The organism is Allobosea sp. NPDC055594 (assembly GCF_053618995.1).
Genome location: NZ_JBSHIO010000016.1, coordinates 39,628 through 59,278, shown reverse-complemented (window position 1 = coordinate 59,278; position 19,651 = coordinate 39,628). Strand labels below are relative to the sequence as shown.

Below are 19,651 nucleotides of genomic sequence, written 5' to 3'. Positions count from 1 at the left end.
CAGGTGGAAGCGCAGCGCGGGAGCGAGGCCAGTTCGCACTTGCGGCGGTCAGAGCGGTTTTCGCGGCGAGCCCCGTCACGATCTTGCTCGCCTCAATAGATGCGCGAGACGCGGTCATGCTCGATCCGCCAGCAGGCTTCCCAGCCTTCATTGGCGGCGAGCACCGTGACCTTGCGGCTGGTCGGCGACAGCACTTCCGAGACGATCTCGCAGATGCCGAAGCCGTCGAGCCCCTCGCGATGAGCCTCGACGATCGAATCGCCTTCGAGCAGCACCATCGGGTCCTGTCCGGCGAGCAGCGGGCGCAGCCGCGACAAGGCTTTGCCCTGCGGGTCGAGCCCGGGGATGGTGCGCACGAACTGGAAGCGCCGGCCGAGATTGGCCCGCCCGCCCAGGCTGGGCGCGATCTCGTCATGCTCGGCATGGAGCCGGTCGCCCGAGCCCATGTCATAGCCGAGATAATGGATGCGCTCAGCGGCGAACTCGGTACGCAGGCCGGTGGCGCCGAGATCGCGCATCTGCACCGCCATGGCGGCGATACCGAGCGGATTCTTGTGCAGCACGGCGCTGCCGGCCATATCGCCCTCGATGCCGAGGATCGCGGCGCCCGCGATCACCGCCTTCTTCATCGCCGCCGGCGAGAACGGCCGTTCGAAGGGCAGGGCGGCCTGGCTCAGCTTCGCCTCCTGGGCGATCGCCTCGAAGATCGGCGGCCAGAGCGCGGCGCGGCCGGTCGGCACGACGACGACGGTCGGCCGCTGCTGCGGGTTCGGCCCGGCGGCGCGCGCCATGCGCGGCAACATGCCGCCGAGCACGGCGGCGATCTCGTTGAGGCGCGCCGAGGCGTCGCCGGCCCCCTTTTCGAGGGCCGTGCGGGGAAGCTTGAGGATGAGGCGCCGTCCTTCCGTTCGGTCGGCAGGGTCGAGCGCGAGGCGCAGCCCGGCGGGCAGCGCCGCCTCCGCCAGTGCCGGCTCGCCCTGTGCGACGAACAGGCCCGCGGCCTCGCCATCGCCGCGCAATTCGGCGAGGACGAGGTCGAGACTTTCATCCGGGGAATCCGGATTCCAGCGATAGGAGCCGTGGGCTGCCTCCGCCTTGGCCGTCAGGCGCGCAGCGAGATTCGCCTTGGCCCGTTTGACGGCCTGGCGCAGCCAGGCCCTGGCGGAGAGCGCCGCCGCATCCTGGCGCTGCACGGCGCGCGCCAGCGAGGCCTCGGCGAAGGCCGGCTGCCAATGCGCCTCCTGGCCCTCCATCGCCTTGTCGATCAGCCGCGCAGCGGCCTCGGTCAGCGCCTCGTCCATCATGTCGCCACCGATCGGCAATCCGAAGGTCGCGAGCGTCTGGCTGGTCAGCCGGTCGCCATCGCGCCGCAGGCGGGCGAGCGCCACGTCGCTGGTGCCGCCGCCGATATCGAGCGTCACCAGCAGCGCCTCGCCCTGATCGGGCACGGCAGCGCGGACCTCGGGCAGGCTGGCGACATAGCGCGCAGCGGCGACCGCCTCGGGCACGGTGACGGCGGCGTCCGGAAAGCTCGTCGCACCGGGAAAGAGCCGCTCCAGCCGCTGCGAGAACAGTTCGAGCGCAGCCCGGTAGCGCGAGGCGATCTCGTCGCCGATGCCGCTCGGGCAGGAGATCAGGATGCGCGGCACGATCGGCGCCGGCGCGTGGTCCTCGACCCGCAGCCGGTCCTCGCCGAGGCGCAGCACATAAAGGTCGACCAGCTCGTCGAGCACGTCGGCGACGAGCGGCGCGATCTCGACCGTATTGGTGGCGACGACCCGCTCCGCCGCCGCGTCGTAGCGATGGACCTGCTCGGGCAAGGTCAGTGAGACGGCGCCCGAGGTCAGGGCATGCTTCAGCGAATCCACCCGCTTGCCGCCTTCCGGCTGCCCTCCCTGCGCCGGGGGGGCCGGCGCCGACACGTCATAGCGACGCGCGAAGGCCTTGAGCCGTCGTGCCACGGTCGCCCGGTCGGAGCCGATCAGGGAGAGGTCGGGCAGAGCGTGCGGAGCATGATCCGCACGCAAGTTATTGCCGGAATCGAGGCCGACCTGGCTGGGGATCAACGGTGCGGCGCCGGCGTCCTGCAAGGCCGCCTCGCCATGGCGCGGATCGACATGCCGCGCCAGCCAGCTGCCGAGAGCCAGCGGCCTGATCTCGGTGGCGCGGCCGGCTGCACGCGGCGCGCCCGACCAGATCGAGGTCGCGGAGGCGCCGAGGTCGATGCAGATCGGCAGGCGATGGATGCGGCGGCTGTAGCGCACCGGCAGGCGCGCGCGCACCAGCGGACGGCCGCCATCGTCTCCGGCGGTGATGGTGAGCTCGACCGTGATCGGCCCGCGCAGGATGTCGGCGCCGCTGGTCCGCACGGCACGCGACAGCGTCGTGGTCAGCGCCTGCATCGGCACGACGGCGCGGCCACGGCGGCCGAAATCGCCCTCGCGAACGATTTCCAGCGGGAAGGGCGTCGTCGGCTCGGCGATCTCGCTGCTGCCCATTCGGCTGACGACATCGATGGTCAGCGGTGCGGTGCGAGTCAGCGGCCAGCGCCTGACGTCGATCACCAGCCCGTCGCAGCGCACGATCGCGGTCTCGTCGTCCGGATCGACCTCGGCGTTGAGGCCGCCCTCGAGCACGAGATCGGAGGTCGTGCCGAGCGGACAGTTGAGATGGGAACCGGCGATGGTCAAGGCGACCTCGCCGCGGTTCTGGCTGCGGATCGGCACGGAGCGGGCCTCGAGCGCGCTCGACCAGGGCCTGGCCGGCCCGTCCGGGTCGTGGCCCGAGCCGTCCTGGGCGACCCAGCCGCCGAGCTTGGCCGTCAGCCGGACCTGGAGCGTCGCCTTGGGATTGGCCTGGATCGTCTCGTCGACGAAGTCGAGCACGGCGTCGCGGGTCAGCGTGACGTCTAACCTGACCTCCTGCCCGGCGAGTGCCGGTGCATCGGCGAGCCAGAGCAGGTGACGGCAGGTGCTGGCTCCGGCATCGGGATAGCGTCGCAGCGAGACCGAATGGTCCATCGGCGCGGCGATGGCGAGCGACAGGTTCTGTGCCTTCAGGCCAAAACAGCTCGCCTCGATGGTCAGGCCGCGCCGGCCCTCCAGCACGATGTCCTTGGGAATGTCGATGGCGATCTGGCTGATGCCGAGCGTCTTGCCGGTGGCGAGGGAATCGAGGTCGATCTCGACCGGCTCGATCCGCCAGTCCGGCTGTGAGGCGCCGGCCAGAACCGCGATCTTGACCACCCTGCGCGGCGAGGCGCGGGCCCCGCCTGCCGTCTCGACGATGGTCGAGAAGGCGATTTCGAGGCTGGCGTCACTCTCGATATCGGCCTGCTGGCGGTGTGCGGCCACGGCGCGCATCACCGCTTCGCGCCGCAGGCCGAGGACCAGGCGTTCGCCGGCGCGCACTGCCGCCTTGTCGAGCAGCGTCTCGCCCTGCAGCCAGCCGATATCGAGTCCGCTCGGCAGGCTGGGCGCATGCGAGATCAGCGTCACCGTGACCGCCTTGACCATGTCCTCCGGCGCCTCGAAGGCGAGGATGTCCATCAAGGCCTCGCCGCGGTCGAGCGCTATGGTGGCGCTGAAGCTCGCGAGCCTGGTCTCGAGATTGTAGCAGGACGCGGCGCTCATCCGTTTTCTCTTCCGGTTTCGGCCGGTGCCTGTTCATCTGCGGGAAGCCGGCCGAGCGTGGCGCCCCATGCGTGATCGACGCCGGAGACCGCGGCGGCGCTCGCGAGATAGCGCGCGAGCGTATCGCTGGTTCCGGCGCGCAGTCGTCGATAGGCGGCTCCGAAACCGGGATCTCCGGGATCCGCCAGGGCCTTGGCCGCGAAGGGCGTGCCCGCGAAGGCGGCATCGGCCTCTCGCAGGGCGAGGTCGACCAGGAGCAGCCGGCCATAGCCGCCCAGGATCCGGCGCAGCGCCGCCATGTGGGGGGCGGTGGTGTCATCCGGGCCCAGGACCCGGTCGATCTGTGCCTGGATCGCGGCCAGTGCCGGAGCCAGGCTCTCCACCGCATCGATGGTTTCGACGAAGCCCTGCGACGTCGCTGCTAGTCGCGAAGCGCCGCGCAACGGATCGCTGCCGCGATCATTCCGGGCGGCCAGGCCTGCCAGCCCCGCGATGGCCTCCCAGCTGGTGACGAGTTCGCCCGCCGCCCGTTTCTGCGTGGCTTCGCGGCGAAGCCCTGCGAAATACGCGTGCAGCAGCATGATCTCGCCTGGCGTGAGTTCACCCAGCCGCTTGGCGACTTCGTCCAGCAGCGCCGACGGCTGGCCTGCCTGTGCGCCGGAAGCGACGAGCTCGCTGCGCTGTCGCGCCACCTCCTCGAGCGCCGGCGTGGCCGGCGGCCGGCGCTGCGTCGTGCGTCGCAATTCGAGCAGCAGGCCGTCGAGATTGCTCAGCGGGCGCAGGCCGCGGCGCTTGCGGGCCTCGGAGATCGTCTGCTCGACCTCGGCGATTGCGTCGGCATCCAGCCAGCTCTGATGCGCGCAGGCAGCGATGTCGTGCAGAAGGCGCATCGCCCGGCGGTCCTGCCCGGCCAGCGTCATCGCCTCGCGGCTTAGGAGCTGCGGCAAGGCCGGATCCTCGTACCAGCCGAGCAGGCGTTCGGTTTTCGCCGCGGGACGTCCGGGGCCGGGGCTGGGCAGGAGCAGGCGCACCGTGCAGGCGCGCGCCGCGACCTTCGGTTGCGCCACCGCCCAGAGCAGCATGGCGGTCTGCTCGGCGAGTGCGCGCTCGCCGAGCTCGTCGGCCCGCGACGGATCGAGGCCCGTCAAGGCGGCCGCCGCACCCAGCAGATCGTCGGTGGCCCCTGGCGCCTTGGCGCGCGCGTCGATCCGGGCGAAGGGGCCGGCCTCGGCCTGTAAGGGCATCCGCGCCGCCGCGAATTCGGCCAGAAGCGCGCTCAGGCGGGCGGGGCGCGCCGCCGTTTCCTGCCAGCGGCCCTCGGCCGCTCGGCCGGCGGCCAGGGCGAGATCGTCGCGCAGCGGTGCAGCTGCGCCGGGCGTCGCCACGACAAGCGCCTGCCCGGTGCCGCCGCCGAGCGCGAGACCTGTCGAGACCGAGGCGGCATAGCTTTCGCGATGTGCGACGGCGCCGAACTCGCCGTCCTGCCAGCGGATCGTCATCGGGGCGCCGCTCGCCGCCTCGCCCGCGCCGGTCCAGACGAGCTGCCGGCGCGGCTCGGCGAAGATCAGAACCTCGTCCTCTTCGAGCCAGTCGGTCAGGATCAGCTGGCAGCGTCCGTCCGTCTCGTCGTTCGGGCGCAGCAGGCGAAAGCCGCGGCGCAGCGCCGCGACGCGCCCGAGGCCGGTCGCGTCGGCATCGCGCAGATCGGCGGGAGCGCCGCCGAGCGCGTCGAGTTCCTCCTCGACGGCGAGCCGCAGCTCCTGGTCGAGCTGTGCCAGGGCCTGACGGGCCTGCCGCATCGCGGCCGGCAGATGCGCGACCAGAATGCCGGCCTGGCTGCCTGCGCCGGCGAAGTCGATTGTCAGCCCGTTATCGCGGCTTGCCTCGACGCGCGTCAGCGTCGCCTGCTCGTCGGCCGGGTGCATGAAAGGGCCTGCGAGCAGGCGCAAGGCGCCAGAACCGGTTTCCGCGAGCTGGTTCAAGCCGCTGGCGATCAGAGACGGAGGAGCCGAAGCGGGGCGCTCGGCGAGCGCAAGGCGCTCGAGCAACAAGCTTCCTGCCGCGTCGCCGGCATGCGCCCGCAGCAGCGAGAGGCCGGCGCCGGCCGGATCGGCCTGGTTCGGTGTCAGGCGCTCGTCGAGTTGTATCGCGACGGAGCGGCTCTGGCCGTCGCCGCCGACGGTGACGGCATGAAGGACGCGGCAGCCGGGTGGCAGCGAGCCATGCAGCGGCGCGTCCTCGTCATCGCCCGCGGCGATCAGCGTGACGCGGCCACCGGCTTCTTCGGCAGCGAGGAAGCGGACTCGGGCGCCTTCGGTCCAGATTGCGGCGACATGGCGCGAGCCGTCCCAGATGATGGCGACGGGCGCCACGGAAAGATGCACGGGAGCTGGCTCCGGATGGACTGGCGCGGGAGGATGTCGGTGGCGGACCTTGCGCGATGGTCCGTCGTCTTGCAAGACGTTGGGGCATGGCTGGCGGCGAAGCTTCCGTATTGCTGGCGGAAGCTGTCGCTTGCGAGGTCTAGCGGTCCCGCCCTAATCTTGCCGAGATGGGCGCGCGACTTTGCGGGACGTGCTTGCCTTGTCCTGCTCGTTCGAGCCGGACATGTCGATAAGCGAACAGAGCGGAGAGCGGTTTCATGGCGGCAGAGCCGGTTTGTTTCGCGGCCTTGCCCGCCGCCTTGCCCGCGCAATGGGGCGTTTCGGCCACCGACGTGCTGACGGGCGACGAGGTCGTGCGGCGTCGCCTCATCCTGACCGGCCTTGCCGAGACCGCTCGTGAGCAGGAGACGCAGGCGAGCTTCCTGGCGCCGCGCCTGCTGCCGCGCCTGTTCCGTGAGCCGGTCCAGGCCGGGGCGGAGGCGCGGGCAGCGCTGGCGGGCGCTGAGCGGCTGGTGATCCTGCTGCCGATCGGTCGCTATGACGACGGTGTCTGGGCGCCGATCATCGAGCGCATCCTGCTCGAAACCGCGGAAGGCACGGCGCGACCGCGTGAGACGATCCTGGCCTGGAGTGGGATCGAGCCTTTCCTGGCGCCGTTCGGCCGGCGCGCCCAGGAGATCTGGAGCGATCCGCGGCTGGTCGAGACTCTGCTGGGCGTGTTCGAGCGCTCCGCCCGTTCGCTCGCCGCCGTCCTGCGCGAGTCCGGTGCCGGACTTCGGCGCGGCCTGATCCGGTTCGAGCCAGGCTCGGGCGAGGCGCCGGCGCGGGTCGCGCTGGCGCTGGCCTGAGCCGCCGGCTACTTCCAGACGAGGGCGTTGGCGAGATCGCGGCGGCCGCATTCGAGCGACATGGCGTTGACGGCGGCACGGTAGCCCTGCAGCGAATAGACCACATGGGCCGGCCGGCCATCGGGCGTGGTGCCGGTGAGTTCGAGGGTCGTGCCTTTGTTGTAGCCGGCGACCGCGTCCATATCGAGGATCGGCTGGCCGTTCGAGCCTTCCTTCATCGGGCGGATGAAGTTGCCGGGCGCGCTGGCGTTGAGCGCGCGGACCTCGCCGCCTTCGGTGACCGAGGCCTCGATCGGCGCGCCGGTGCGGTAATAGCGCTTGTCGTCGAGCAGGTGCTGGATCGCGCCGCTGCCCTCGCTCTCGGCCGAGAGCAGGATGAAGGGCGCCTGCTCGCGCCAGTTCAGCGGCCCGGCCTCGGTCGCGGCGGTATAGGCATAGCAGGTCCGCTTGCCGGTCGCCGGATTCTCGACGACGCTAGCATACCAGTTCTGGAACCGGCGGATCAGGCGGCCGGGTGCTTCCGGCATCAGCATGTCGCTGGTGTCGACCGCGCGGGCCCGCAATTGATATTCCTGCCGCGTCGGGCCGGTATTGGCGACGCGGATGGTGTACTGGCCCGGGCCGAGCCGGTAGCGGCGCAGGTTCGGCCGGCTGGGATTGGCGATGTGGATCGTCCGCAGCGGGGGATGGCCCGGCGCGAAGACCTCGACCAGCAGCTTGCCGGGGCCGCGCAGGCTCGGCAGCGGGATGTCGACCTCGACATAGGATTCGCGGGCGATCGAGAAGGCGTATTGCTGCAGGCCGCGTCCGCCTTCGACCCGGCCGTCGATCCGCAGCGGCGCCTCGCCCAGGCGCGGGGCCGAGACTGCGTCCTGACTGCGCGAGGAGCCGAGCGCCGCCCAATGCGTTGCCGTCGGCAGATCGTCGAAGGCGACGAGGCCACCGCTGAACACCGGTGTCGTATCCTTGCGGTTGGCACTGACGGAGATGCGGTAGCCATTGTGCCGCTGCTCGACCGAGACTGAGGCGCTCCAGCGCCTGCCTTCTTCCGAGGACGGGTCGTGCAGCATCGCGAAGGAGACCTGCCGGGGCGCCCGGATGCGCGACTTTTTCTCCTCGTCGGCCTGTTTGCTCAGGGCCCGACGCATGCGGTCGGAGAAGAATTCGAGCCAACCCGGATTGACCGGTGCGCCGTTCAGCATGTGCGCGGACAGGGCCAGCGTGTTGGAGGTCTCGGTCGATTGCTCCCAGACCGCCTCGGCGACCTCGTCGAAGATGTTCTCCGTCCGCCGATAGATTTCGCCGATGAACTCCTCGGAAACCGTGAAGGGGTCGAGGCTCGGAGAACAGCTCACATAATCGTTCCAGCCATGCGCCGAAAGCAGCAGCCGGGTCGAGGCGCCGATGCGCTGGCCGGTGGCCCGGATCTCGATCTCGATCTTGCTGAGCTGTTCCTTGGCATTGCCGGCGAGGACGCTGTCGAGGATACCGGTGTCGTTGAGGTTCAGGACCGGGCCGATGTCGAGGAAGGGCGCCATCCGGACGCCGTCCAGCCGTGAGAATGCGGCATGGACCTGTTGCATGACGTTGTTGCCCTGGTCCCGCGAGAACGCGTTCTCAGGCTGGGGACGCGACGCCGTGCCGAGCCGGATCGGCAGCTTCAACGGGCCGCATTGCTTCTCGATGCGCTGCCACAAGGCCTGCGCTGCCGAACCGATCGGGTCCTGCGGATTATATCCCGGGAAGGTCTGGGTCTGCGCCGCCGCCACGGTCGGCGACGCGGCTATGAGCCAGACCGTCGCCATCCAACTCACCAACTTCGGCAACGCTCTCGCCGTCATCCTCGTCCCCATGGACCCTCCCTCGCGGCGCGAGGGAGGGCCGTTCTTCTGGCTGTGCCCGGCTCAGATGCCGGACGCTTCGTTCGTCGAAAGATTGACCTCGACCGTATCGGTACCGGCGGCCTGGCCGTTGCGCGTCACGGTGCGCTCGACGACGCGAACGCGCTGGCCGGCGCTGTTGTTGTAGGACTTCACCGTACGCGCCTTCACGACCACGTCCTGGCCGCTCGAATTGCGGAAGCGCTGGGTGTTCGAGCCCGAACGCGCCGCGATATAGGCGGCCTCGCGGGCCCGCTCGCGCTCGATCGCATCGGCGATCACGAGGCCGGTCAGGCCGCCGATCGCCGCACCGATCGCCGCGCCGCGCCAGCCGCCGAACGCGCCGCCGATCAGGGCGCCGGCGCCGGCGCCGATGGCGCCACCGGTCGCGACACGCTCCTGCGACGCGGTGCAGCCGCCCAGCGCAAGCGCGCCAGCGACGAGAATGGTTCCGACTTTCATGGTCTTGGCATGCATTACGTCACCCCACTGCAAGTTTGCTTCTTGAAACATGGCGCTTGCAGCTGTCACAGCCTTTGCGGCCGGCTGGGCCGTTTTCGCCAAACCGGCCAGGAACATGCAGCACCACACGCGCCATCTGTTCCATATCGCCCATTTCCGGGCAAGAGGTCAGAAATGTGGCAGTCGCTTGTGCCAATAGTGGCAGAGCTGTGCCCGGAGACGCGGTCAGCGTGAAGCAAAAGCCGTCGCCACAGGGTTCCATGCGCGGAAACCCGAGCTGGTGAGCCGAAGTCAGATCAAGACGACATCTTGTCGGATGAATGCCTTTTTCTTGGCGCCTGTGGTTAATTGGTCGCGCCTGACCTGTCTGCATTACGAAAGGTCACTTGTGTCGAATCGTGGTGCCGCGTGGCGTGGTCTGACGTGCATCGGCATGCCCTGGTCCGGCCGCAAGGTAATCTGCTGGACCGGCATCGGTGTCTCTCCAGCATGCTCGAAGCGGAACGCACGCAGCAGTGTGGCGAGCACGATCATGGCTTCGACCATGGCGAATTGCTGGCCGATGCAGATGCGTGGTCCGGCCCCGAAAGGCAGATAGGCATAGCGTTCGATGCTCTCGCGGGCGCCGGGCAGGAAGCGCTCGGGCCGGAAGCGGTCCGGCTCGCGCCACAAGGTCTCGTGGCGATGGAGCAGATAGGGCGAGATCACCACCAGCGCGCCTCTCGGGATGAAGCAGCGCCCGCCGACATCATCGTCGGCCAGCGCCGTCCGCGACAGCGAGGGCACCGGAGGGTAGAGGCGCATCGCCTCTTCGATCACGGCGCGGGTCAGCGCCTGCCCGGAACCCGACAGCGCTGCTGTCGCCAGGTCGTTGACCGCGTCGATTTCTGCCTCGACCGCCTGCCGCGTCGCGGGGGCTTGCGACAGCAGGTAGAGCGCCCAGGTCAATGCATTGGCGGTCGTCTCGTGGCCGGCGCCGATGAAGGTGATGATGTTGGCGCCGATCTCCGCCTCGGACAGGCCGGAGCCGGTCGCCGGGTCGCGTGCCTCGAGCAGCGCATCGAGCAGATCGGGCTGGCCGGCTGCCGAGACATGGGCGCGCAGGGCGCGGCGCGCGGCGATGATCGCCTCGACCTGCGCCTCGAAGAAGGCGATCGAAGGACGTGCCATCCAGCGTCCGAGGCGCGGCAGCCAGGCCGGGGCGCCGAGAATGTCGAGCGGGTCGATCCTACCTTGCGTTCCGAAATAGGCGGTGAGGGCCTTGGCGAAGGCCGGGGCACCGCCGGCGATCGCGTTCGAGAACATGGTCTCGGCCAGGATGTCGAAGGTGACCCGCGTCATCTCCTGCGCGATGTCGACGATCCGGCCTGGCCGCCTCCGGGAAAGGCGCTCTGCGGCCGCTGCGGCCGGTCCCAGCATCCTGGTGGCCAGCGCGGCGACCGCGCGCGGAGTGAATAATGGCGCCAGCGTCCGACGAGCCCGTTTCCAGGCCTCTCCCTCGGCCGTCAGCAGCCCCTCGCCCAGCCCGGGGGCGAGGATGCTGCGTTGCAGGTCGTCCTTGCGATAATTTGCGGCGTTGTCGACCAGGACATGGCGTATGGCCGTCGGATCGGACAGGACGACGCCATAGCCGAAGATGCCGTCGCCCGCGATGATCGGCTCGCGGAAATGGCGTCGGCGCCAGATGGTCAGCGGGTTGCGGCGCAGGCGCAGCAGGATTTCAAGCCGGCCGAGTTCGCGCTCGCCCGGCAGTGGCGCAGGGGGACGCTGCCGCTGCCGCGCTCTCGGATCGCTCGCGAAACCGGTTGGGCTCATCGGCGCTGTCTCCCGCTGAAGGCGGTGCGAACCGATGCGAGCCTGTCGCCGCTTTCGGGCCGCATCAAGGCGCGGTGACATGTCACGGCGCGACTTCGGTCTTGGTCATGCATCTAGTGCAGAGCGGAGGTGATTGCTGCGCTGCGGCTAAACTCCGACATAATCTTGTGCGATGCACAATAGGTGCCTATCTTCGCCCCCAAGGAGCGATCCAATGCCTGCCTACAAGAATCCCCCGCCGCGCATCTTGCGGCCCCGAGTCGAGCCGCCGACCCTGGACGAGGCCATTACGGCCGCGCAGGGCCTGAGCGATTTGCCGCAGGAGCAGGCCGAGATCGCCGCCAATCTGATGGGCGTGCCGGTTTCCGACGTCGTGCCGCTGGTTCGCAAGGCTGCCAACCGCACCATGGTGACGACGCCGAACCGCGCCGTCGTCGTCGTTCGTCGCCCGGTGCGGACCTTCTCGCCGCGCCTCGCCGAGGCGATGCGGCGCTGAGCTGCCGCCATAGCATCGGACCGAAAAGTGGACTCCACTCTTCGGAAGACTCCGATGCGATAACAATGAGATAGATCACCGTGACCGCGTCCGAACGGACGCGCGGCGATCCAGGGTCGATCGCCAGTTTCTTCTGCGATCCACAGAATGAAGCAATGCCGGCCTTTCGGGCCGGAAAAGCGCGGATCGGCCTGGTTCAGGCCGATTGCTGCGCACTGCCCTGACTGCCGATCTCGTCCAGGATCGGGCAGTCCGGCCGGCCGTCGCCATGGCAATGGCTGGCCAGGTGGCGCAGCGTCTTGGCCATCGCCTTGAGCGCCGCCGCCTTCTCCTCGAGTTCGGCGACATGCTTCAGCGCCATCGCCTTGACGTCGGCACTCGCCCGCGAGCGATCGCGCCAGAGGGCGAGGAGGGCGCCGGTCTCCTCGATCGAGAAGCCGAGGCTGCGGGCCCGGCGCACGAAGCGCAGCGTGTGGACGTCGTCCTCGCCATAGACGCGATAGCCCGATTGCGAGCGCGCCGGCGGGGGGATCAGTGCGATCTCCTCGTAATAGCGGATCATCTTGGCGCTGACGCCAGAAGCCTCCGCCGCTTGTCCGATATTCATGCCGTCCTCCTTCAGGCCGTGGCCGGCAGAGTGGCAGGCCGGGCCTCTTCCGTCCGCGGCTGCGCGGCGAAGCGCTTCAGTCTCAACGCGTTGCCGAGCACGCTGACGCTGGAGAATGCCATGGCGAAACTGGCGAAGACCGGTGACATCAGCACCCCCCAGAGCGGATAGAGCAGCCCGGCCGCGACCGGGATCAGCAGGATGTTATAGCCGAAGGCCCAGCCGAGATTCTGCCCGATATTGGCCATCGTCGCCTTGGACAGCGCGATCGCTTCGGGAACATGGCGCAGATCGCCCGAGATCAGCACGATATCGGCGCTTTCGATGGCGATATCGGTTCCCGCGCCCATGGCGATGCCGATATCGGCCTGGGCCAGAGCGGGCGCGTCGTTGATGCCGTCGCCGACGAAGGCGATGCTGCGCGCGCCATCGCCCTGGAGTTCGGCGACGATTCGCGCCTTGTCGGTCGGCAGCACCTCGGCGCGGACCTCGTCGATCCCGAGCCGGCGGCCGATCGCCTCGGCGGTCGCCCGGTTGTCGCCGGTCACCATGACGATGCGCAGCCCCTGCCGGCGCAGGCTCTCGATCGCCGCCGGCGTGCCGGGCTTGATCTGGTCCGCGACCGCGATCAGCGCGGCGAGCCTGCCATCGATCGCGGCATAGAGCGGCGACTGACCGTCGCGCGCCAGGGCCTCGGCACGCCCGGCGAAGCCAGCCGGATCGATGCCGAGCCGCTGCATCAGGCGCTGCGAGCCGACGGCGACGAGCCGCCCTTCGACCATGGCCTCGATGCCCAGGCCGGGCTCGGCCTGGAATTCGCTGGCCGGGGCGAGCGCAAGGCCGCGCCGGCCGGCCTCATCGACGATCGCCTCGGCCGAGGGATGCTCGGAGGCGCTTTCCGCCGAAGCGGCCAGACGCAGTGCTTCCGCCTCGTCGAAACCGGCGGCAGCCAGGATTTCCGTCACCTCGGGCGTGCCCTTGGTCAGGGTCCCCGTCTTGTCGAAGGCGATGGTGGAGATGCCGCTGAGGCTCTGCAGGGCCGCGCCCTGGCGGAACAGGATGCCGAGCTCGGCCGCCTTGCCGGTGCCGACCATGATCGAGGTCGGGGTGGCGAGACCCATCGCGCAGGGGCAGGCGACGATCAGCACCGCGACCGAATTGACCAGCGCATAGGTCAGGGCCGGCGAGGGGCCGAAATAAAGCCAGGCCGCGAAGGTCAGAACCGAGACGGCGATCACCGCCGGCACGAACCAGTTGGTCACGCGGTCGACCAGTGCCTGGATCGGCAGCTTGGCGCCCTGCGCCGTCTCGACCATGCGCAGGATCTGCGCCAGCAAGGTATCGGCGCCGACCTTCTCGGCCCGGAAGCGCAAGGCACCGTTCCGGTTGATCGTGCCGCCGATCACGCCGGCTCCGGCGCTCTTATGGGCAGGAGCCGGCTCGCCGGTGACCATCGATTCGTCGACATAGGACGAGCCTTCGACGACCTCGCCATCGACAGGGACCTTCTCGCCGGGCCGCACCAGCACGAGATCGCCGACGCGCACCTGCTCGACCGCGATCTCGCGTTCGGCGCCGTCGCGCAGCACGCGGGCGGTCCGGGCCTGCAGGGTCACCAGCCGGCTGATCGCCGCGCTGGTGCGGCCCTTGGCGCGGGCCTCGAACCAGCGCCCGAGCAGGATCAGGGTGACGATCACCGCGCCGGTCTCGAAATAGGTGTGGGCCGTGCCTTCGGGCAGCCAGCCAGGCCGGAAGGTCGCGACGGCCGAGTAGAGATAGGCCGCGCCGGCGCCGATCATGACGAGCGCGTTCATATCGGGTGCCCCACGCAGCAGCGCCGGCCCGCCCTTCTGGAAGAAGCGCAGTCCGGGCCAGAACAGCACGAGGCTGGCCAATGCGAAGGCGCTGAACTTCAGAGTGAAAGGATCGAAGCGGCGGAGGAGCCAGTGATGGAAGGCGTCGCTTAGATGCGGCCCCATCTCGATGAGCATCAGCGGCAGCGTCGCCAGCGTGGCGACGATGACCGCGCGGCCGAGCTCGCTCTGCTCCGCCTCTCGCCGTTCCTGGATGCCGGCTTGCGGGTTCGTATTGGCACCGAGAGGCTCGGCCTCGTAGCCGGCAGCGGCAATGGCGGCGATCAGTGCCGGCATGACGGCGGGGTCGGCCAGCTGGATGGTCGCGCGCTCGGTCGCGAGGTTGACGTTCGGCGCCAGCACGCCGGGCACGCCGCGCAGGGCCTTCTCGACCCGGCCGACGCAGGAGGCGCAGGTCATGCCGGTGACCGACAGGTTCACCTCGGTTTCGACCGGCTCGTAGCCGGCGCCGCGGATCGCCGCGGCGATGGCGGCCGTCTCGCCGCCTGCGATCTGCGCTCGCCCGGTCGCGAGATTGACCTGCGCACTGGTCACGCCGGGCACGGCCGCGATCGCCTTTTCGACCTTGCCGACACAGGAGGCGCAGCTCATTCCGTCCACGGTGATGTCGAGCACGGTGGTTCCGCGCGGTTCGAGCGTTGCTTGCATCGCCATGATGTCCGCTTTCCTTCTCATCGTGCTGAGATGGCTACACCTTCCCATCATTGGAAGGTCAAGCGGCGATTTTGGCTGTTTCGCGACTGCTGGCGCGATGGCGAAATCGCAGGAACCGGGTGGCGCCCGGGCTGGATCGCTGGCGAGATCGGGCGCAGTTCCCGGCTCGAAAGGAAGCGCCATGCCCGCAACGAACCGCCAAAGCATGTCGTCAGACGAGCAGGACCTCGAATCGATGGTCTCGGCGCTCGATTGGGCAGGGATCGAAGCCGAGCTCGACGCGTATGGCGTCGGCCTGACCGGCCGGATGCTCGATGCAGAGGCTTGCGCTGCCTTGCGCGGTCTCTATGGCGAGCCAGCGCGTTTCCGCAGCCGGATCGTGATGGCACGGCACGGCTTCGGGCGCGGCGAGTACCAGTACTTCGCCCATCCGCTGCCTGGGCCGATCGCCGACCTGCGCCCCCTGATCTATGCGCGGCTGGCGCCGATCGCCAATCGCTGGAACGAGACGCTCGGTATCGCCCAGCGCTATCCTGCAAGCCTCGACGCGTTCCTGGCGCTTTGCCATGCGGCCGGCCAGCAGCGCCCGACGCCGCTGCTGCTGAAATACGAGGCCGGCGACTATAATTGCCTGCACCAGGACCTTTATGGCGACCTGTTCTTCCCCTTTCAGATGGTGATCCTGCTCTCGCAGCCCGGCCGCGATTTCACCGGCGGCGAGTTCACTTTGGTCGAACAGCGGCCGCGCATGCAGTCGCGGCCGGAGGTCGTGCCGCTCGCGCAGGGGGAGGCGGCGATCTTCGCCGTTCAGCACCGGCCGGTTGCCGGCACACGTGGTTCCTATCGGGTCAATTTGCGCCATGGCGTCAGCCGCATACGCAGCGGCGAGCGCTTCACCGCCGGGCTGATCTTCCATGATGCCCGCTGAACCCGGGCCTTGCGCGCCTTCATGGGGCTGCGATGTCGAGCCCGGCGACGATCGCACCGAGCGCCGGCTCGTCGATCAGATCGGCTGCATCAGCCTGGGTGAACCAGAGACAGCGGCGCTGGTCCTGTTCTGGCCAGACCGGCAGCTGCTGTTTGACCTCGAGCAGATAGAGCCGGACCTTGCACAGGATGAAATGGTCGGGCTTGCGCTTCCAGTAGGTGTAGCGCCCGACCGGCTTCCTGCCGATCTCGCCGATCAGGCCGGCTTCCTCCATCGCTTCGCGCGCAGCGGTCTCGTGACCCTTGAGGCCACGGATCGGCCAGCCCTTCGGGACGATCCAGCGCTGGGTTTCGCGCGTCGTCACCAGCATGATCTCGATCGCGCCGTCGGCGCGCCGCCTGAACGGGATGGCGCCGACCTGGACCTTCGGCTCGGCCGGCCGTTTGCCGGCTGTCGTCTTCGCCACCCTCGATGACCTTCGCGCGCTTTTTCCCCCGCAGCAGCATAGGGTGATTCGTTGTCGGCACGGCCAGAAAATTTGTAGCCGGCAATCATTATCGGCGGACGGTGCCGTAGCGACATCGTCCTGGCGACGCCGGCGGCTGCGTTCAGGCTAGTTGTCGGGAACGGCAAGGCGAGCTGCCGCACCGTTCCGGAAGCAATCCGCCATGTTCACAAGGCCCCCTCGCGCGCGGCGCGAAGGAGCCTTGTCGCGACGCTGGTCGGATCAGCTCTTCTTGCCGTCCTTGCCGAACTGCTTGAGGAAAGCCGTCAGATCGGCGATTTCCTTCTCGTTCTTGATGCCGGCGAAGATCATTTTGGTGCCCGGGATCTTGGCGCGCGGATCCTTGATGTACTCGGCGAAGATCGCCTCGTTCCAGGTGATGTCGGCGCCCTTGTTGGCGGCCGAATAGCTGTAGCCCTCGACGGCACCGGTGTGCCGGCCGAACAGGCCGTTCAGATGCGGGCCTACCAGGTTCTTGGCGCCCTCGCCGATCTGATGGCAGGCGCGGCACTTGTTCCAGGAGCGCTCGCCGGCGGCGATGTCCTGGGCCGAGGCCGAGCTTGCGGCGGCCGTGGCGAGGCCGAGGGCGAGAAGGGCGGCGCTGGCGATGGTTTTCATGGTCGATCCTTCTTGAAGCAGGTGCGTGGCACGGGACCGGGCAGTCAGGTCGGCACGACCCGTTCGCTCGCGGTGTCCGGGCGGCATCGCGCAAACCGTCGATACCGACCGGACCCCGGCGTCTATGGGATAGCGAATTGGAGGAATTCTGAAACGGGTCAGTTCGCCGCGGATGAACTGCGCCTGCGCGCCCGCCCGCGGCGTTCTGCTTCACGATCCCGTGGGAGCGACGCGCGCTGCGATCTCGCTGATCCATTCCGCGACATTGGCCGTGAAGGCATCCGGTCGCGAGACGGGGAAATAATGGCCGCCGGTGTCGAGCATGGTCTTGCGCGCGCCGGGCAGGCCGGCGGCGAGCTCGTCCTGCAGGAAGGCGGGCACGACCATGTCGTCCCGCGCGCCGAGGATCAGCACGGGCAGGGTCAGGCCGGCGCTCCAGGCCGAGCCGTCGAAAGAGCGCAGCGCGTCGATGCGCTCGCGCATGACCTGTCTTTCTTCATTCGTCGCCGGCGCGTTGGTGATGGCGCTCTCGTAGACCTGCCAATGCGCCTCCAGCCAGGCAGGGGGATAGGCCATCAGTGTCGCGCTCGCGGCATAGGCGCGCGGATGCTGGTCGAGAATGGCGAGGCGCGTCTCGAAAAGCGCTGACATGTAGCGGTTCTGCTTCAGCCAGCTGCCGCTCAGGATCAGTCCGGCGAGCCGGTGCGGGGCCTGGCGCGCCAGCGACAGGCCGATGCAGCCGCCGGTCGAGTGCCCGAGCAGCACGGCGCGTTCGACGCCGGCAGCGTCGAGGACGGCAAGGCAGTCCTGCGCCAGCTGGTCGATCGTCGAGCGCGCGGTGCCGCGCGTGCTGGCCCCCATGCCGCGCTGGTCGAAGCGCAGCACTCTAAAGGAGCGGGCAAGCGTCGCGGCATTGTCGTCCCAGAATGCGGCAGCGCCGTTGAGGCCGCTGACCAGAAGAAGCGTCTGACCCTCGCCCTGCGAGCAGGCACGCAACACGGCGCCGTCGGCGGTATGGACCTCGAATTCGCCGCCCGCTGCACGTTGTGCGACGGCGCTCATCGGGCCCCGCCGGCACGTGCGAGGCTGTTCGATCCGGTCTTCTTCATCGCTGCGTCTCCTGCGGCGCGGGCGCGCCTGTCACTTACTTATGCTGGTCGAAGCTCGCATCGGTCCAGCCGAAGACGGTGCGGGCTTCGATTTCGGCGATGTTCGCCGGGCGCGGGAACGGCTCCGGTGCTGGCTCCCCTGGGCTGCGTGGCCGGCCGATTTCGGCGAAGAAATCATCGAGGCCACCAGGCATGATCAGCCACAGAAAGGTCAGAGGCTCGTCATGGGGGTTGAGGAAATGATGCTTGCGGTCCCGGCCGACGAAAACGCAGGAGCCTTCCTCCAGCGGATGGTCGACGCCGTCCATACGGGCGATGCCGCGGCCCCTGACCACGAAGATGATCTCCTCATTGCGGTCATGGGTGTGCTCGCGGATGAAGGAGTGTGGGGCGACGGTCTGGGTGCCGATGGCGAAGCGGTTGGCGCTGGCGACCGCCCGGTCGCGCAGAAGATTGCGCACGAAGCCATTGGCCGGAACCGGCTGCCAGAAGCTTTCGCCGTCCTGCGGGCCAAGCACCCTGATCTCGCCGGCAGATCGCGCCACCATTCCGATTCCCTCCCGCTCGATGGGATTGTGTTCGGATCGTGACGCCGGGCGCGGCAGAGTTGTAGCCGCGTTTGATCATGGCCGGGTAGGCCGTCACGCAGGACGGGACGCTAGGTAAGGCGAGGCTTTTCCGGCAGGATAGGGGGCGGGCTGCGGGCCGGCTTGCGAGCGCTAGCCCGGTGGCGAGGCCCTGACCTTCTCGCGCGCCTGCCGCACCAGCGGCGACAGGGCGGGGTCGTCCTCGGCGAAGCCGGCGCGGAAGTCCTCGCGCATGCGCCGGGTCCAGAACTGGTTGATGTGGTCGGCGATCGCCTCGACCGCCTCGGCTTCCGGATAGGCCTGGAAGAACTCGGCGATCTGGTTGGCCATGCGCGCGAGTTTGGCGAGGGGATCGCTCGGCTGGGCATGGGCCTCCGCCGCGGCTGCAGGAATCTCGGTCACAACAATCTCTGTCACAAGGATCTCGGTCATGGCGCCTCGGCCTCCACAGGGTTGGCCAGCGCGCCGGCGAAGATGCGTGCGCTGTCCTCGCGGGCGACGCAGACCAGGGTCAGTCCAAGCACCTTGGCTCGCTCTATCGCCAGCGAGGTCGGAGCCGAAATCGTGACCAGCGTCCCTGCGCCGAAGATCGCGGCCTTCTCGACCATCTCGAAGGAGGCGCGGCTGGTGACCAGCACGAAGCCGTCATTGACCGGCTGGCCCGCCCGCAGCCGCGCACCGATCAGCTTGTCGAGCGCGTTGTGCCGGCCGACATCCTCGCGCGCCGCCAGGATCGTCCCGTCGCGGTCGCACCAGGCGGCGGCATGCACCGAGCGGGTCAGTCGGTGCAGCGGCTGATGGCGCTCGAGTGCGGACAGCGCAGCGGCGATCGCCACCGGCGTGATCGCCGCTGCGGTGCCGCTACGCGCTTCCGCTGTCGGCAGGTCGGCGAGCGCCTCGACGCCGCAGAGGCCGCAGGAGGTACGACCCGAGAGATTGCGCCGCCGCGCCAGATGCTCGCGGAAGCGGCCGGGGGCCAGCGCCACGGTGACCACGATGCCGTTGGCCTGGGGGCGGACCGCGATGTTCCTTATCTCGTCGCTGCTGCGGATAATGCCTTCCGTCAGGCTGAAGCCGACGACGAAATCCTCGAGATCCGACGGCGTCGCCATCATCACGGCATAGGGGAGGTTGCCGTAGACGATGTTGACCGCCGCCTCGACCGCGACTTCGGCGCTCGCGGCCTCCGCCCGTCCGGAGGCGAAACGCAATGTTGATGCCGGCGTTGCGACGCTCGCCGGCGGCTGGGCAG

General features: G+C 69.1%; 16 protein-coding genes. 3 read left to right on the top strand and 13 right to left on the bottom strand.

Features of this window, described 5'->3' with window-relative positions; translation table 11 throughout:
- Positions 1–92: 92 nt before the first annotated feature.
- Both ACWGRX_RS23135 and ACWGRX_RS23130 read right to left on the bottom strand, forming a co-directional pair.
- Positions 93–3,632 carry a hypothetical protein gene (locus ACWGRX_RS23135; protein ID WP_452119481.1) on the bottom strand — a complete coding sequence of 1,180 codons (3,540 nt, stop codon included), beginning with the start codon at positions 3,630–3,632 and terminating at the stop codon, positions 93–95.
- On the bottom strand, positions 3,629–6,016 hold the full coding sequence (locus tag ACWGRX_RS23130; protein ID WP_452119480.1) for a hypothetical protein: 2,388 nt from the start codon (positions 6,014–6,016) through the stop codon (positions 3,629–3,631). The genes ACWGRX_RS23135 and ACWGRX_RS23130 overlap by 4 nt, the downstream gene beginning before the upstream one ends.
- Positions 6,017–6,273: 257 nt before the next feature.
- Between ACWGRX_RS23130 and ACWGRX_RS23125 the strand changes: the two genes are divergently transcribed.
- Complete coding sequence (locus ACWGRX_RS23125; RefSeq protein WP_452119479.1) at positions 6,274–6,864, top strand: hypothetical protein; 591 nt, start codon at positions 6,274–6,276, stop codon at positions 6,862–6,864.
- Positions 6,865–6,872: 8 nt separating this feature from the next.
- On the opposite strand, the gene ACWGRX_RS23120 is transcribed toward ACWGRX_RS23125, so the two are convergent.
- From ACWGRX_RS23120 to ACWGRX_RS23110, 3 genes are all read right to left on the bottom strand, one after another.
- Entirely contained in the window at positions 6,873–8,669 is a 1,797-nt protein-coding gene (locus ACWGRX_RS23120; RefSeq protein ID WP_452119478.1) for a hypothetical protein, read from the bottom strand.
- 99 nt (positions 8,670–8,768) lie between these two features.
- Positions 8,769–9,206 (bottom strand): YMGG-like glycine zipper-containing protein, encoded by a 438-nt coding sequence (locus tag ACWGRX_RS23115; RefSeq protein WP_291636089.1) that lies wholly within the window; start codon positions 9,204–9,206, stop codon positions 8,769–8,771.
- Between the two features lie 372 nt (positions 9,207–9,578).
- Positions 9,579–11,021: a cytochrome P450 gene (locus ACWGRX_RS23110; RefSeq protein ID WP_452119477.1), complete on the bottom strand. Its 1,443-nt coding sequence runs from the start codon at positions 11,019–11,021 to the stop codon at positions 9,579–9,581.
- A 214-nt stretch (positions 11,022–11,235) separates the two neighbouring features.
- Here ACWGRX_RS23110 and ACWGRX_RS23105 point away from each other — a divergent pair, with 214 nt between their 5' ends.
- Entirely contained in the window at positions 11,236–11,517 is a 282-nt protein-coding gene (locus ACWGRX_RS23105; RefSeq protein ID WP_291636093.1) for a hypothetical protein, read from the top strand.
- Between the two features lie 196 nt (positions 11,518–11,713).
- On the opposite strand, the gene cueR is transcribed toward ACWGRX_RS23105, so the two are convergent.
- Together cueR and ACWGRX_RS23095 are read right to left on the bottom strand one after the other, a co-directional pair.
- Positions 11,714–12,124 (bottom strand): Cu(I)-responsive transcriptional regulator, encoded by a 411-nt coding sequence (cueR, locus tag ACWGRX_RS23100; protein WP_291636095.1) that lies wholly within the window; start codon positions 12,122–12,124, stop codon positions 11,714–11,716.
- An 11-nt stretch (positions 12,125–12,135) separates the two neighbouring features.
- A complete protein-coding gene (locus ACWGRX_RS23095) occupies positions 12,136–14,646 on the bottom strand; it encodes a heavy metal translocating P-type ATPase (RefSeq protein ID WP_452119509.1) in 2,511 nt (836 codons plus the stop codon).
- A 187-nt stretch (positions 14,647–14,833) separates the two neighbouring features.
- Here ACWGRX_RS23095 and ACWGRX_RS23090 point away from each other — a divergent pair, with 187 nt between their 5' ends.
- Positions 14,834–15,580, top strand: a complete 747-nt coding sequence (locus ACWGRX_RS23090; RefSeq protein WP_452119476.1) for a 2OG-Fe(II) oxygenase — start codon at positions 14,834–14,836, stop codon at positions 15,578–15,580.
- Positions 15,581–15,599: 19 nt separating this feature from the next.
- On the opposite strand, the gene ACWGRX_RS23085 is transcribed toward ACWGRX_RS23090, so the two are convergent.
- The 6 genes from ACWGRX_RS23085 to fdhD all read right to left on the bottom strand — a co-directional run bounded on the left by ACWGRX_RS23085 (position 15,600) and on the right by fdhD (position 19,610).
- Complete coding sequence (locus ACWGRX_RS23085) at positions 15,600–16,046, bottom strand: NUDIX hydrolase (RefSeq protein WP_291636101.1); 447 nt, start codon at positions 16,044–16,046, stop codon at positions 15,600–15,602.
- 261 nt (positions 16,047–16,307) lie between these two features.
- Positions 16,308–16,703: a c-type cytochrome gene (locus ACWGRX_RS23080; protein WP_452119475.1), complete on the bottom strand. Its 396-nt coding sequence runs from the start codon at positions 16,701–16,703 to the stop codon at positions 16,308–16,310.
- 210 nt (positions 16,704–16,913) lie between these two features.
- Positions 16,914–17,765: an alpha/beta fold hydrolase gene (locus ACWGRX_RS23075; protein WP_452119474.1), complete on the bottom strand. Its 852-nt coding sequence runs from the start codon at positions 17,763–17,765 to the stop codon at positions 16,914–16,916.
- A gap of 82 nt (positions 17,766–17,847) precedes the next feature.
- Positions 17,848–18,360 carry a cupin domain-containing protein gene (locus tag ACWGRX_RS23070; protein WP_291636107.1) on the bottom strand — a complete coding sequence of 171 codons (513 nt, stop codon included), beginning with the start codon at positions 18,358–18,360 and terminating at the stop codon, positions 17,848–17,850.
- Positions 18,361–18,531: 171 nt separating this feature from the next.
- Positions 18,532–18,831: a formate dehydrogenase subunit delta gene (locus ACWGRX_RS23065; protein ID WP_452119473.1), complete on the bottom strand. Its 300-nt coding sequence runs from the start codon at positions 18,829–18,831 to the stop codon at positions 18,532–18,534.
- Positions 18,828–19,610 carry a formate dehydrogenase accessory sulfurtransferase FdhD gene (gene fdhD / locus ACWGRX_RS23060; RefSeq protein ID WP_452119472.1) on the bottom strand — a complete coding sequence of 261 codons (783 nt, stop codon included), beginning with the start codon at positions 19,608–19,610 and terminating at the stop codon, positions 18,828–18,830. The genes ACWGRX_RS23065 and fdhD overlap by 4 nt, the downstream gene beginning before the upstream one ends.
- Positions 19,611–19,651: the final 41 nt, after the last annotated feature.